The following is a 14,038-nucleotide window of genomic DNA, read 5'->3' on the forward strand; positions in this document are numbered from 1 at the left end:
TTAGCGGACCGGCGGGGCGTACTGGATGCCGCCGTTGGTCCACAGGGCGTTCAGGCCACGGGCGATCTCAAGCGGGGTATCCATGCCCACGTTGCGCTCGAACATCTCGCCGTAGTTGCCCACCTGCGCGATGATGTTGGCGGCCCAGTCGGCGGACAGGCCCAGCTTCTCGCCCATGTCGCCGTCGGTGCCGATGAGGCGCTTGATGGACGGGTTGTCAGAGTCCTTCATGTCCTCGACGTTCTCGCTGGTGACGCCCAGTTCCTCGGCGTTCAACTGGGCGAACAGGGTCCACTTGACGACGTTGAACCATGCGTCGTCGCCCTGGCGCACGACCGGGCCCAGCGGCTCCTTGGAGATCACCTCCGGCAGCACCTCGGCGCTGCCCGGGTCCTCCAGCTTGGTGCGCAGCGAGTAGAGCTGCGACTGGTCGGAGGTCAGCACGTCGCAGCGACCGGACTCGAAGCCCTGCGCGGTCTCGCTGATGGCGGCGAAGACCACCGGGTTGTAGTCCATGCCCTTGAGGCGGAAGTAGTCGGCCAGGTTCAGTTCGGTGGTGGTGCCGGCGCCGACGCAGACGGAGGCCCCGTCCAGCTCCAGCGCGCTGTCCACGCCCAGGTCCTTGCGGACCATGAAGCCCTGGCCGTCGTAGAAGGTGACGCCGACGAAGTTCAGGCCCAGCGAGGTGTCGCGGGTCAGCGTCCAGGTGGTCACGCGCGACAGCACGTCGATCTCGCCGGACTGCAGGGCGGTGAAGCGCTCCTTGGCGGTCAGCGGGACGAACCGCACGGCCTCGGCGTCGCCCAGCACGGCGGCGGCGACGGCGCGGCAGAAGTCCACATCCAGCCCGCTCCAGTTGCCGGACTCGTCGGGGATCGAGAACCCCGACAGGCCGGTGGTCACGCCGCAGGCGAGTTCGCCGCGCTCCTTGACGGTGTCGAGGGTTTCGGCGCCGACGGCGGCGCCGGTCGTCAGGGCGGCGGTGGCGGCGGTGGCCACCAGGGCGGCAACGAGACGGGTCATGGAAAACCTCACGCAACAGCAGAAAAAACGGACCCGGCGGTCACGGGGCCCGGGGAGCGGCCCGACGCCGCCGGTCGTCAGGGTGGCGGCGTCGGGACCGAACCGGACCCCGCGTCCGGTCCGGGGAACGAACGCGGGGAGATGGCCTTAGCGGACCGGCGGGGCGTACTGGATGCCGCCGTTGGTCCACAGGGCGTTCAGGCCACGGGCGATCTCAAGCGGGGTGTCCATGCCCACGTTGCGCTCGAACATCTCGCCGTAGTTGCCCACCTGCGCGATGATCATGGCCGCCCAGTCGGCGGACAGGCCCAGCTTCTCGCCCATGTCGCCGTCGGTGCCGACCAGACGCTTGATGGACGGGTTGTCGGAGTCCTTCATCTCCTCGACGTTCTCGCTGGTCACGCCCAGTTCCTCGGCGTTCAACTGGGCGAACAGGGTCCACTTGACGATGTTGAACCACTCGTCGTCACCCTGGCGCACGACCGGGCCCAGCGGCTCCTTGGAGATGACCTCGGGCAGCACCATGGCGCTGTCCGGATCGTCCAGCTTGGTGCGAAGGGCATAAAGCTGCGACTGGTCGGAGGTCAGCACGTCGCAGCGGCCGGACGAGAAGCCCTGCACCGTCTGGTCCGAGGTGTCGAACACGACCGGGCTGTACTCCATCCCCTTGAAGCGGAAGTAGTCGGCCAGGTTGAGCTCGGTGGTGGTGCCGGACTGGATGCAGACCGAGGCGCCGTTCAGCTCGGTGGCGCTGCTGACGCCCAGGTCCTTCTTCACCAGAAAGCCCTGGCCGTCGTAGTAGTTCACGCCCGCGAAGTTCAGGCCCAGCGAGGAGTCGCGGGTCAGGGTCCAGGTGGTGTTGCGCGACAGCACGTCGATTTCGCCGGACTGCAGCGCGGTGAAGCGCTCCTTCGCGGTCAGGGGGATGAACTTGACGGCGTTGGCGTCGCCCAGCACGGCGGCGGCGACGGCGCGGCAGACATCCACGTCGATGCCCGACCAGTCGCCCGAGTCGTCCGGGTTGGAGAAGCCGGGCAGGCCGGTGGACACACCGCACACCAGCTCGCCGCGCTCCTTGACGGCATCGAGGGTTTCCGCGGCGAACGCGGCGCTCGTCGTCAGGGCGACGGTGGCGACGCCGGCCACAAGGGCGGCAGCAATACGCTTCATGAGGGCCTCTTCCTTCCAATGCAGTGTTCAGAGTGGATCGAGCGGTGCCGAAATGGCGGTCAGCAACGGGTCCGGTCGGCCACCAGGGACGTCCAGCCCGCCGCGCCGCCCCCGGTCGCACGGGGCGCGGCCGGGATCACGCGGTCGGTCCGGAACGGCCGGTCTGGACTCCGGCCGGGATCGACTCCTGCATGGCCGGCGGCGCCGTCCGTGCCAGCCCCGGGACGGGGATGGACGCACAGCGTCGCACCGGGAGACACAAGCCAGGGGGATCACGCACCCGCCCCATGCCACCGTGCCCCTCGGCAGCAACAGACGTGCCATGCACGATAAGCGTAGCTTAGCGAGCCCGAAGCGGGCAGGAAACCCATCTTTGAAACAATTTGGGGGGCGTTCGCGGCGGGCGTGGGTGTCCCGGGTCCTGCCTGTTTGACGGGCGCGTTGCCTTCGGAACGGGCAGGGCTCCGCCGCCCACCCGGCCGCTTCAAACCCTAGGCTAGTCACACATCTCGACGCGTTGCACGGACAGACAGGACTGTGCCGGACGGGGCTTGCAGCCTCGTCCGGGCCTTTTTCCCTTGCGAAACGGATGAACGGTCCGGGCGGGAGGACACCGCCCGCCCGGCATCGCGGGCGAGGGCTCGAAGACGCGCCGGGTTCGGATCGGATCAGGCGTCGCGGTCGTCGGGGTCGGTCAGATGCGGGGCGACGACAGCCGTCCAGTCCGCGCCGTATGGGGAGGCGGCGGCGCCCGGCCGCGTGCTGCCGTCGGTCCCGACCGTCTGGGTCCAGCCGCCCTCCGGAGCGCCGTCCGCCTCCTGCACGCTGCCGAGGTCGAGGATCCAGGGGGTCGCGCGCAGGTCGCGGCGGCGGTCCGTGTCCGGGCGGACGGTGGGACCGGGGTCGGCCGGCGGTGCGGGCCGCTCGTCCGGGGCGGCGTCGTCGTCGTGGTGAGCGTCGTCGGCGTCGTCGTCGGCGTCGTCGTCGGGGGCGTCGGGGGCCATGGCCTGTCTCCGGCGGGGGGCGTCACCGCTCCTGGAACGCCTGGGTCAGCGAGATGTAGATGGGCCGCAACAGATAGGCCAGCACGGTCTTCTCGCCGGTGATGATGCTGGCGTCCACGGTCATGCCCGGCAGGATGGGGTGAACGCCCGGCTGATCCCCAACATGGTTCTGATCCAGTTCGACGAAGCCCTTGTAGTACGGCAGCCCCGTCTGCTCGTCATAGAACGTGGTCGGCGAGACGTCCTCCAGCACCCCGTCCACCGAACCGTAGCGGGCGAAGTCGTAGGCCGTGACCCGCACGGTCACGGGCTGGCCCACCTGAACGTGGCCGATGTCCCGGGTCTCGATGCGCGATTCCACGATCAACGTGTCGTCGATGGGCACCAGGGTCAGCAGCGCGTCGCCGGGTTGCAGCACCGCGCCCGGCGTGCGCACCTTCAGGTCCTGGACCAGCCCGCGCGCGGGCGCGACCACCTCCAGCCGCTTCAGCCGATCGGCCTCGGCGGTGATGCGCTGATCCACCTCGCTGATCTCGGCGTTGACGTCGCCCACCTGGTCGAGGGCCTCGCGCCGCTTGGTGGCGTCAAGCTGCACCAGCCGGCTGCTCAGTTCGCGCCGGCGCTGGTCGTTGACCTCCAGTTCATTGGTCAGTTCGGTGACCTGCCCGGCCAGGCTTTCCAGTTCGCGCTCGGCCTCCAGATAGCTGAGCCGGGACCCGAGCCCCTGGTTCATCAGGCCGCGCCGCATGTCGCGCTGTTGCTGCACCAGGGCGACTTCGCGTTCCAGCGAGTCGATCTTGTTCTCCAGCAGCCGGGTTTCCTTGATCGCGCTGTCCAACTGGTCCTGGAGCACCTGGCGGTTCGCCTCGTGCTCGGCCAGTTGCACGTCGAACACGCGCTGCTGGTCGGCGACCAGATCACCGTAATGGGGCTCGGCGAAGCCGAAGTCCGGCGCCCGTTCCTCGGCGAAGGCGCGCAACCGCTCCGCCTTCAGTTGCAGGCTCACCAGTCGGGTCAGCAGGGTTTCCAGGTCGGAGCGCGTCTGCACCGGGTCCAGGCGGGCCAGCACCTGCCCCACCTCCACCGTCTGGCCCTTCTCCACCAGCACCTCGCGGACGATGCCGCCTTCCTTGTGCTGGATGATCTGAAGATCGCTTGAGGGCACCACGGTGCCGGTGGCGCGGGCGACCTCCTTCACCGTGGTCAGGCTGGCCCAGGCGATGATCGCCACCACCAGCGCGCACACCAGCAGCAGCGCCACCCGGATCAGGGCGGACGGCCCGGACTCCTCCAGGATGATGGACTGGGCCAGATGGCGCGCCTGCCGGCTGGCCTGCGACGGCGTGGAGCGGCGGGCGGCGCCGCGCGAAGACCCTGTGGCGGTGGCGCTCATGGTCGTCAGATCCTGTCCATCTGGATGTGCGGGCGGACCTCGTCGGGCGGACCGATCATCCGCAAATAGCCGGACTCCATCACCAGCAGCTTGTCGGCCAGCGCGAAGTGACTGGGCCGGTGGGTGATGATGAACACGGTCGCGTGCCCGCGAATGCGCCGCACGGTCTCCATGAACCGCTGGTCGCTCTCGAAGTCGAGGCCGTTGACGGGCTCGTCGAACAGATAGATGGCGGCCCGCTTCAGATAGGCGCGCGCGAGGTTGAGTTGCTGGCGCAGCGAGCCGTTCAACTGCTCCGCGCGGCCGTCGCCGATGCGGGTCTCCAGGCCCTCGGGCAGCGACAGCACCTCTTCCAGGGCGCCGGCCTCGGCCAGCGCCCAGCGGATATCGGCGTCGCTGGCGGTGGGCTCCACCAGTCGCAGGTTCTGCGCGATGGTGCCATAGAAGAACGTCGCCTGCTGCGGCACATAGGCGATGGCGTGGCGCAACTCGATGGGGTCGATCTGGCGGATGTCCTTGCCGTCGATGCGCAGCGCGCCCGCCTGCATCCGGTACAGGCCGGCGATCAGCTTGACGATGGTGGACTTGCCCGAGGCGTTGGGTCCGGTGATGACCAGCACCTCGCCCGGTTCGGCCACGAAGCTGACGCCCACCATGGCCGGGTCCGCGCCCGGCGCGTAGCGCAGCGACACCCGAGACAGCTCGACCCGGCCGCGCAGGCGGCGCAGCGGCTGGATCATGGCCTTGGGGTCCCGCTCCAGGGCGAGGGTCATGAGGGTGTTGATCTGACGGATGGAGGCGCGGATCTGCTCGAACCGCGACAGCGAGGTGGCCACCGTCTGCAACGGCGCCAGCACCCGCCAGACCAGGATCATGCAGGCGATCAGCGCACCCGGGGTCATGGTCCCGGCGAGCACCGCGTTCACGCCCAGCGTCATGGCCGCGACCCCCGAGAACACCGTCACCACATGGGCCGCCGTCTGCACCAGATTCTGGATCTGCGCGGTATGGAAGCTGGCCATGGCGGCCCGGGCGGAAATGCTGCGGAAGCGGGACAGCCAGAGGTCCTCGGCGCCGATCTGCTTGAGGGCGCGCATCTTGGTGGTGGCCTCGACCAGGAATTCCTGGCGGCGCGACCCGGCGCGGGCGGACTCCGCCACGGCGGCGCGCACCATGGGGGCCAACACCAGCCCCACCACCGCCAGCACCACCATGGCCACCAGCGGCACGACCGCGATCCAGCCGCCCAGCAGCGCCATCACCAGCACATAGATCAGCACGAACGGCAGTTCCAGGAAGGTGTTGGCCAGATTGCCGGTGAAGAACTCGCGCACGGACTCGAAGTCCTTGATGCGGGCCACCTGGGCGCCGATGGTCGCCCGCTCGGTGAACGACGACGGCAGGTACAGGATGCGCTCGAACACGCCGTTGCCCACGATGGCGTCCAGCCGGCCGCCCACATAGGCGAGCATGCGCGCCCGCAACCCCCGCAACAGGACGTCGAACAGGATGGCGATGCCGGCGCCCAGCAGGAACCAGCCCAGGGTGTCCAGGGCCCTGGCCCCCACCACCCTGTCGTAAACACCCATCACGAACAGCGGTGTGGCCAGTCCCAGCAGGTTCAGCACCAGCGTGATGAGCAGCATCCGCGCGAGCAGCCCGTTGAACCGCCGCGCCATGATGTTGAACCAGCCGATGCGCTGTTGCTGGGCGGTCTGGCGCTGGTCGTCGGGCTCCAGCGACGTGAAGAAATAGGCGGTGCCGGACCGGCCGGTGCGGCGCACGGGGCCGTCCTGCTGGGTGCCGCCGTCGAAGGCGGTGACCGTGCGGCCCTCGATGGCCGTCACCACCATCGCCGCGCCCCGGTCGGGCACGAACAGGCAGGGCACCAGACGCGGATCGATGGTGCGCAGCGTCAGGCGGGCCGGGCGACTGGAGTAGTTCAGGTGCGCCAGGGTGTTGCGCAGCCCGGTGATGTCCAGGTCCTCGGCGAAGTGGGGCAGCGCCTCGGCCACGTGGCGCGGGTTGCCCAACCAGTTCAGCGCGCGCAGCAGCGGCACGAGGCAGACCGCCAGATCGCTGCGGGCCGTGAAGCCGCCCAGCGAATCCTCGGTCAGCCGCGTCAGGCCGAGCCCGTCGGTCTCGCGCGCCGCCCAGTGGCTGCCGCCCTCCCCGGCGGCGGGATGGGGTGCCGATGCCTCCGGCGGCGGCGCGGCGGCGGCGGCGGCAGCCGTGCTCTCGGGAGCCTCGGGCGGCGGCGTGGCGGCGGCGGACAGGCGGGTCATGACGCGGCCCCCGCCAGGGCGGGTGGCGGCGTGGGCGCGGGCACCGGCGCGGGCCCCGCGCCCGCCTCGCGCGGCACCAGCGTGCCGTCGGTCAGGTCGAAGACCCGGTCGGCCATGCGCAGCAGCGAAGGCCGGTGGGTGACCAGGATCAGGGTATGGCTGCCCTTGAGGCGGTCCAGGCAGGCCTTGATGGCGGCATCGCCCGGGCCGTCCACGGCGGTGTTGGCCTCGTCGAACAGCACCACGCGCGGGTTCGGCAGCAGGGCGCGGGCCACCGCGATGCGCTGGCGGATGCCGCGCGGCATGACCTCGCCGGCCGAGTCGCCCACCACCGTGTCATAGCCCAGCGGCAGCGCGGCGATGATCGGCCCCAGGCCCAGGGCCTCGGCCTGGATCACGGCGGCCTCGGCCAGGGCCGGGTTGAACATGGTGATGTTCTCCAGGATCGTGCCCCGGAAGAGTTCGCCCTGTTGCGGCAGATAGGCCACGTGGCGTTTCAGCGCGCGCGGATCCCACGCCGACAGCGGGGCGCCGTCCAGCCGGATTTCCCCCTCGGACGGCTTCAGCGCCCCGCTCATCAGGGCGAGCAGGGTGGTCTTGCCGGAGCCGTTGTCGCCGGAGATGCCGATGCACTCGCCCGGCGCCGCGCTCAGGGAGACATCGTGCAGCAGCGGCGGCGCATCGTCGGCGAAGCGATAGGCGACACCCTCCAGCGTCAGCGCGCCGTCCACCCGGTCGGGCCCGGGCAGGCCGGGCGCGGCCTCCGCCTCCATGGCGAACACGGCCGACAGCCGGTCGCGGGCGATCTGGATGGTCTGGAACCGGGTCCACACGCCCAGCGCCCGCTGGATCGGCTGCAGGGCGCGCCCGGACAGCAGGGTGCAGGCGGCCAGGGCGCCGATGCTCAGGTCGCCGGCCACCGCGATGGCGCTGCCCGCGCCCACCGTGGCCACCATGGTCGCCTGCGAGAAGAAGGCGCCCAGCCCCAGGGCCGAGGCGCTGGCGCGCGTCACCGCCTGGTTGGCGGCGCCGCTGCTCTCCTGCAGGCGCTCATACCGGCGCATCATCTGGGATTCCATGGCCATGGACTTGAGGGTGTGCGCGCCGCGCAGCACCTCGATGATGAAGTTGCCGCGCCGGTCGTCCACCCGCATGCGGTCATGCAGGGCGCCGCGCAGCCGTCGGCCCACCACCAGCGCCGCCAGGCTGAACAGCAGCAGCAGGGTCAGGGGCACCAGCACCAGCCAGCCGCCCAGCAGCCAGATGATGCCCAGGAAGACCACGACGAAGGGCAGGTCCAGCACGGACAGCAGCGCCTGACCGGCGTAGAACTCCTTGACCGTGCCGAGCGCGTTCAGGCGTTCCAGGTGCATGCCGCTGCCGACGCGCTCGAACGCCTGCAGCGGGGCGTCCAGCAGGTGTTGCAGGGCGGCGACCCCGGCGTTGTGCTCGAAGCGGGCGCCGACCCAGCCGGTGATGTAGGACCGGCCGACGCGCAGCAGGCTTTCCAGCACCACGGCGACGCCGATGCCCAGCACCAGCAGCGCGAAGGTGCTCAGCGCGGCATTGGGAAGGATGCGGTCGTAGACCTGCAGCAGCACCAGCGGCAGCGCCAGCGACAGCAGGTTCATGATGAAGCTGAGGAGGACCAGTTCGGGCAGCACCGCGCGCAGCGTGGAATACCGCCCGGGGGCGATGCGACGCGGTGACGCGGTGGGCCCGTGTGCGGGCCGGGATGATGACGACCGTGCAGCCATGGATCCTCGAATGCCCAGGGCGTCCCCTGCGCAGGTGTCCGCGCGACCGGCGCGGCACGACGATCGGCCGCCCCCTCGCGACCGCACCCGTGTCTGGCCTATCCTTGCGTCAAGGGCTTGAGAATTCGTTACTCTGCCTCGTGAAACACGTGTGAACCGAACGAGAATGCGCCCGTGAACATTGCAAACCTGATCGACGCCACCTTTAAGGACCCCTTTGGTCAGGGGGGCGCGGCCGCTGACGGATCCCGTCCGGCCTCTGCCATCGACCGGAGCGCGGCCCCATGATCGTCTCGGCGAGCTACCGCACCGACATTCCCGCCTTTCACGCCCGCTGGTTCCTGGCGCGGTTGGCGGCGGGTGAAGCGTGGGTGACGAACCCCTACGGCGGGCGGCCGTCGCGCGTGGATCTGGCTCCGGGGGCGGTGGACGGCTGGGTGTTCTGGACCCGCAACCCCCTGCCCTTCCGCGCCGCGCTGGAGGCCGTGGCGGCGCGCGGCGATCCCTTCGTGGTGCAGATGACCGGGCTGGGGTATCCGCGCGCGCTGGACACCGCCGTGCTGCCGGCGCCGCGGGCGCTGGACGCGGCGCGCGCCCTCGCCGCCCGATTCGGCCCGCGCGCGGTGGTCTGGCGGCACGACCCCATCGTGTTCAGCGACCTCACGCCGCCGGCGTGGCACCGCGAGACCTTCGCCCGCCACGTCCGGGCGCTGCGGGGCGCGGTGGACGAGGTGGTGGTCTCGGTGCTCCAGGTCTACGCCAAGACCCGCCGCAACCTGGACCGACAGGCGCAGACCCACGGATTCGCGTGGCGCGACCCGCCGGACGAGGAGAAGCGCGCCCTGCTCGCGGATCTGGCCGGGATCGCGGGCGATGCGGGCATGCGGCTGTCGCTGTGCGGCCAGGAGGCGTTGCGGGCCGGACTGCCGGGGGTCGAGGCGGCGGCCTGCATCGACGCCGCGCGGCTGTCCGACATCGCCGCCCGGCCGATCCGGGCCCGACCCAAGCCGCACCGCCCGTGCGGTTGCGCCGAGAGCCGCGACATCGGGGCCTATGACACCTGCCCGCACGGCTGCGTCTACTGTTACGCGGTGCGCGACCGGGACCGGGCGCGCGCCCGGCACGCGGCCCACGACCCGGCCTCGGCGTTCCTGGATCGGTGAGGGGGCGCCCGTCTCATTTTCCCGCTTGATAAACATATAAAGATATCTTTATATTCCTCTCCAGCCGGGCCGGCCGCCCGCGCTCCCATCCCGGGGGCGCCGGCGGCGCCTGCGTGTTTCCCGCCGACCGGAGAGCCTTTTCGATGACGTTCACCGACTACAAGGTCAAAGACCTCAGCCTTTCTGGCTGGGGCCGCAAGGAAATCAACATCGCCGAGACCGAAATGCCCGGCCTGATGGCCACGCGCGAGGAATACGGCCCGTCCCAGCCGCTGAAGGGCGCGCGCATCGCCGGCTGCCTGCACATGACCATCCAGACGGCCGTGCTGATCGAGACGCTGACCGCGCTCGGCGCCGAGGTCCGCTGGTCCTCGTGCAACATCTTCTCGACCCAGGACCACGCCGCCGCCGCCATCGCCGCCGCCGGCGTTCCCGTGTTCGCCTGGAAGGGCATGAACGAGGAGGAGTTCTGGTGGGCCATCGACCAGACCATCTTCGGCCCGGACGACTGGCGCCCGAACATGATCCTGGATGACGGCGGCGACCTGACCCTGGTCATGCACGAGAAGTACGGCGACCTGCTGAAGGACGTGCGCGGCATCTCGGAAGAGACCACCACCGGCGTCCATCGCCTGTACGAGATGGCCAAGAAGGGCACCCTGATGTGCCCCGCCATCAACGTGAATGACAGCGTCACCAAGTCGAAGTTCGACAACAAGTACGGCTGCCGCGAAAGCCTGGTGGACGGCGTGCGCCGCGCCACCGACGTGATGATGGCCGGCAAGATCGCCGTCGTGGCCGGCTTCGGCGATGTCGGCAAGGGCTCGGCCGAGTCGCTGCGTCAGGCCGGCTGTCGCGTGCTGGTGACCGAGGCCGACCCGATCTGCGCCCTGCAGGCCGCCATGGAAGGCTATGAGGTCACCACCATGGACAAGGCCGCCACGCGCGGCGACATCTTCGTGACCGCGACCGGCAACATCGATGTCATCACCGTCGATCACATGCGCGCCATGAAGGACCGGGCGGTGGTCTGCAACATCGGCCACTTCGACAACGAAATTCAGGTCGGCGGGCTGAAGAACTACAAGTGGGACAACATCAAGCCGCAGGTGGACGAGATCGAGTTCCCGGACGGCAAGCGCATCATCCTGCTGGCCGAGGGCCGGCTGGTGAACCTGGGCTGCGCCACCGGCCACCCCAGCTTCGTGATGAGCGCCTCGTTCACCAACCAGGTGCTGGCCCAGATCGAGCTGTGGAACCACGCCGACAAGTACGAGCGGCAGGTCTACGTGCTGCCCAAGCACCTGGACGAGAAGGTGGCCTCGTTGCACCTGGGCAAGCTGGGCGTGAACCTGGAGACCCTGTCCGCCGAGCAGGCCGCCTACATCGGCGTCACGCCGCAGGGGCCGTTCAAGCCGGACACCTACCGCTACTGATTGGCCGCTACTGATCGGCCGCTACTGATTCGGAGCGGGCCGCGCCGTCCTCAGGGAGGGCGCGGTCCCCGCCCCGGATGCCCGACACCCCCGGCGCCCGGCGTCGGGGGTGTTCGCGTTTCGACCGAGCCGCTTGGCTGAATCCCCCTTTTATGAGTAGGCTGATCCCATGCGGCCGGGTCGGACCGGCCGCCTAGGCCCCGACGCCCCGACGCCCCGACGCCCCGACGACAGAAAGGGAGGACCATGAGCGATCCGTTCCGCGAGCGCGAGAAAGGCTTTGAAGCCAAGTTCGAGATGGACGAGGCCCTTCGCTTCCGGATTGTCACCCGCCGCAACAAGCTGTTCGGCCTGTGGGTGGCGGCCGAGATGGGCCTGTCCGGGTCGCCCGCCGACCAGTATGCCCGCGCCCTCATTGAACACGATCTGACCCACGGCAGCGCCGATGCGCTGACGGACAAGGCTCTCGCGGACCTGACGGCCAAGGGCGTGGAGGTGACGCGCCACCGCCTTGATCTGCGGCTGTCCAAGCTGATGCACGAGGCGGAGGCCAGCATCCGAGACGAACAGGTGGGCGGCGTGCGCGCCTGAGCCGGCGCCGGCCGAGCCCCCCGCCCGGCCCCCTCAGCGCAGCGGCGGCTCCGGCGTCTCGTAATCGAACGACAATATGATGTCCCGGGCCGGCTTCTCGCGCAGGAACGCGAGGAACGACCGGGCGGCGGCGTTGCGCGCGCCCGACGCCATCAGCACGGCCTGATGGCGGATCGGCGCGTGCAACGCCCGGGGCACCAGCCAGCGCGAGCCGTCGCCCGGGCGCCGCGCCACCATCGAGGCCGGCAGCAGCCCCGCGGCCACATCCCCGTCCGAAACCATGTCCCGCACCGCCAGCGCATCGGCGGCCGTGACGATGACGGGCCGAAGGTCGTCATAGACACCCAGGCTGGACAGCACCTCCACGGCGGCCGCGCCGTGGCGCGACGTCACCGGGTTGGAGATGGCCAGCGACGGCAGCCCGCCCGGGCGGGTCAGGACCGCGCCGGCGTCGTCCACCCGGTCCGGGTCGGCCGACCACAGCACCATCCGCCCTGCGGCGTAGGTGATCCGGGTGTCCGGCGCGCTCAGGCCGGCGAGATCGGCGCGCACCGGGCGTTCCACATCGGCGGACAGGAACAGGTCGGCGCCCGAGCCCGCCACGATCTGGGCATACAGCTTGCCCGACGCCCCCACATCGAACGCCAGCGTGTGCCCGGTCTGGGCGGTGAAGCGCCGGCCGATCTCCCGCGCGGCCTCGGCGAAGCCGGCGTTCACGGCCACGCGCGCTTCGGCGGCCAGCGCGGGCGCGGCGGACATGGTGAGGGCGGCCCCGGCCAGCAGGGCGCGCAGCAGCGCGCGCCGGGCGAAAGGGCGGCCGGAGCGGGGGGAATGCGTCCTCGTCGTCATGGTTGGTCCTCGCGGGCCGCGCGTCACGGCGTCGTCAGGTCAACATGGGGGCCTCGGAACGCCCCGGGAACTCGGCTCAGGCGGGCAGTTGCACCGCAATCGGAGCGGCCCCCATGGGGCCACAGCCCAGCGCCTCGTCCAGGGCGGGATCCTCGACCTCGGGCTTCATCTGCCGGCGCAGATAGGCGACCACCCCGTCCCGCTTGTCCGCCCGGATGTAGGACCACGTCATGAACACGCCGCCCCGCCGTTCATACTCGGAGATCTCATGGTGGGCCTGGACACGCTCGACGGCCCCCGCAAGGTCGGCGGTGGCGCCCACGTACACCCAGCCGGGACGCACGCCCCGATGGAACAGCACGAACACGCCGCTGCGCCCGGTCAGATTGGGCCGTCCCGGCCGCATCGACAGCAGGCGGTAGTACTTCATGGCCGGATCGCGCTGCCAGACGGGATCCGGCGGCGGCTGGTCGCTCTCCCCGAACAGGTAGGACAGAATGGACATGATGGAATACGCCCTCCCCGGCGCGGACCAGGGCCGCCCGGCGGATGAATCGGACTGACGCACCCAGTTATACGGCTGTTGCGGCGGGCGCGCAAATCCCCCAGAAGGACAGCATGGCCCGGTCGCCATGCCCGCCCCGTTGACCCGTTCCAGGAAAGGTCCGACCCATGCCGTCAGGCTTGCTCGCCGGTCTGTCCGCAGACGATGTGATCGCCCGCCTGGGCCTGGTCCCGCACCCGGCCGAGGGTGGGCACTTCCGTGAAACCTGGCGTGGGACCGACACCCTGGCCGGCGCCGCCCTGCCCGCCTGCTACCGGGGCGGCGACCGCAGCGTGGGCACGGCGATCTATTATCTGTTGACGCCCGGGACGCGCTCGGCCCTGCACCGGCTCGCCAGCGACGAGGTGTTCCATCACTACATCGGCGATGCGGTGGAGCAACTCCGCCTGCATCCGGATGGCCGCAGCGAGGTGGTGGTGATCGGCGGCGACCTGACCGCCGGTCAGACGCCCCAGACCGTGGTGCCGCGCGGCGTGTGGCAGGGGGCGCGGCTGGTCGCCGGCGGGGCCTGGGCGCTGATGGGCTGCACCGTCTCGCCCGGGTTCGACTTCGCGGACTACGAGCACGGCGACCGCGCCGCCCTGACCGCGCGGTGGCCGGATGCCGCCGAGATGATCGCGGCGCTGACGGATTTATACCGGCCGACGTAAAGGTTCATCCTTTTCGTCGGCCGGCCGGCCGGCCCGCCGCTGGCATCGCTGTGCGATGCCAGCTTTGAAAACAATGGCTCAGTTTGCGTTAGATATGCATGCTGGTTGTTTGGGCGAGATAAGTCCGGCGATGCATGCCAGGATTGCACGGG

12 protein-coding genes are annotated in these 14,038 nt (G+C 70.2%); 4 read left to right on the top strand and 8 right to left on the bottom strand.

Annotation, left to right across the window (positions count from 1 at the left end; genetic code table 11):
* The 6 genes from GHC57_RS17225 to GHC57_RS17250 all read right to left on the bottom strand — a co-directional run bounded on the left by GHC57_RS17225 (position 1) and on the right by GHC57_RS17250 (position 8,632).
* Positions 1-1,023 (bottom strand): amino acid ABC transporter substrate-binding protein, encoded by a 1,023-nt coding sequence (locus tag GHC57_RS17225; protein WP_153346548.1) that lies wholly within the window; start codon positions 1,021-1,023, stop codon positions 1-3.
* A 147-nt stretch (positions 1,024-1,170) separates the two neighbouring features.
* A complete protein-coding gene (locus GHC57_RS17230) occupies positions 1,171-2,193 on the bottom strand; it encodes an amino acid ABC transporter substrate-binding protein (RefSeq protein ID WP_153346549.1) in 1,023 nt (340 codons plus the stop codon).
* A 668-nt stretch (positions 2,194-2,861) separates the two neighbouring features.
* Complete coding sequence (locus tag GHC57_RS17235) at positions 2,862-3,197, bottom strand: hypothetical protein (RefSeq protein WP_153346551.1); 336 nt, start codon at positions 3,195-3,197, stop codon at positions 2,862-2,864.
* A gap of 22 nt (positions 3,198-3,219) precedes the next feature.
* Positions 3,220-4,590 (bottom strand): HlyD family type I secretion periplasmic adaptor subunit, encoded by a 1,371-nt coding sequence (locus tag GHC57_RS17240; protein WP_153346553.1) that lies wholly within the window; start codon positions 4,588-4,590, stop codon positions 3,220-3,222.
* Positions 4,591-4,595: 5 nt separating this feature from the next.
* Entirely contained in the window at positions 4,596-6,875 is a 2,280-nt protein-coding gene (locus tag GHC57_RS17245) for a peptidase domain-containing ABC transporter (protein ID WP_153346555.1), read from the bottom strand.
* Positions 6,872-8,632, bottom strand: a complete 1,761-nt coding sequence (locus GHC57_RS17250; RefSeq protein ID WP_153346557.1) for a peptidase domain-containing ABC transporter — start codon at positions 8,630-8,632, stop codon at positions 6,872-6,874. Before GHC57_RS17250 ends, GHC57_RS17245 begins: the two co-directional genes overlap by 4 nt.
* A 284-nt stretch (positions 8,633-8,916) precedes the next feature.
* Between GHC57_RS17250 and GHC57_RS17255 the strand changes: the two genes are divergently transcribed.
* From GHC57_RS17255 to GHC57_RS17265, 3 genes are all read left to right on the top strand, one after another.
* Positions 8,917-9,795 (top strand): DUF1848 domain-containing protein, encoded by an 879-nt coding sequence (locus GHC57_RS17255; RefSeq protein WP_153346559.1) that lies wholly within the window; start codon positions 8,917-8,919, stop codon positions 9,793-9,795.
* 143 nt (positions 9,796-9,938) lie between these two features.
* Entirely contained in the window at positions 9,939-11,231 is a 1,293-nt protein-coding gene (gene ahcY / locus GHC57_RS17260) for an adenosylhomocysteinase (RefSeq protein WP_153346561.1), read from the top strand.
* A 246-nt stretch (positions 11,232-11,477) separates the two neighbouring features.
* Positions 11,478-11,822, top strand: a complete 345-nt coding sequence (locus tag GHC57_RS17265) for a DUF1476 domain-containing protein (protein WP_153346563.1) — start codon at positions 11,478-11,480, stop codon at positions 11,820-11,822.
* Between the two features lie 33 nt (positions 11,823-11,855).
* Here the strand turns inward: GHC57_RS17265 and modA are convergent, their stop codons facing one another.
* Both modA and GHC57_RS17275 read right to left on the bottom strand, forming a co-directional pair.
* On the bottom strand, positions 11,856-12,671 hold the full coding sequence (gene modA / locus GHC57_RS17270; RefSeq protein ID WP_153346565.1) for a molybdate ABC transporter substrate-binding protein: 816 nt from the start codon (positions 12,669-12,671) through the stop codon (positions 11,856-11,858).
* Between the two features lie 76 nt (positions 12,672-12,747).
* Positions 12,748-13,176: a hypothetical protein gene (locus GHC57_RS17275; RefSeq protein WP_153346567.1), complete on the bottom strand. Its 429-nt coding sequence runs from the start codon at positions 13,174-13,176 to the stop codon at positions 12,748-12,750.
* Between the two features lie 167 nt (positions 13,177-13,343).
* Here GHC57_RS17275 and GHC57_RS17280 point away from each other — a divergent pair, with 167 nt between their 5' ends.
* A complete protein-coding gene (locus GHC57_RS17280) occupies positions 13,344-13,886 on the top strand; it encodes a cupin domain-containing protein (RefSeq protein ID WP_153346569.1) in 543 nt (180 codons plus the stop codon).
* Positions 13,887-14,038: the final 152 nt, after the last annotated feature.

The organism is Roseospira navarrensis (assembly GCF_009601025.1).
In the GTDB taxonomy this organism is placed as follows: Bacteria; Pseudomonadota; Alphaproteobacteria; order Rhodospirillales; family Rhodospirillaceae; genus Rhodospira; species Rhodospira navarrensis.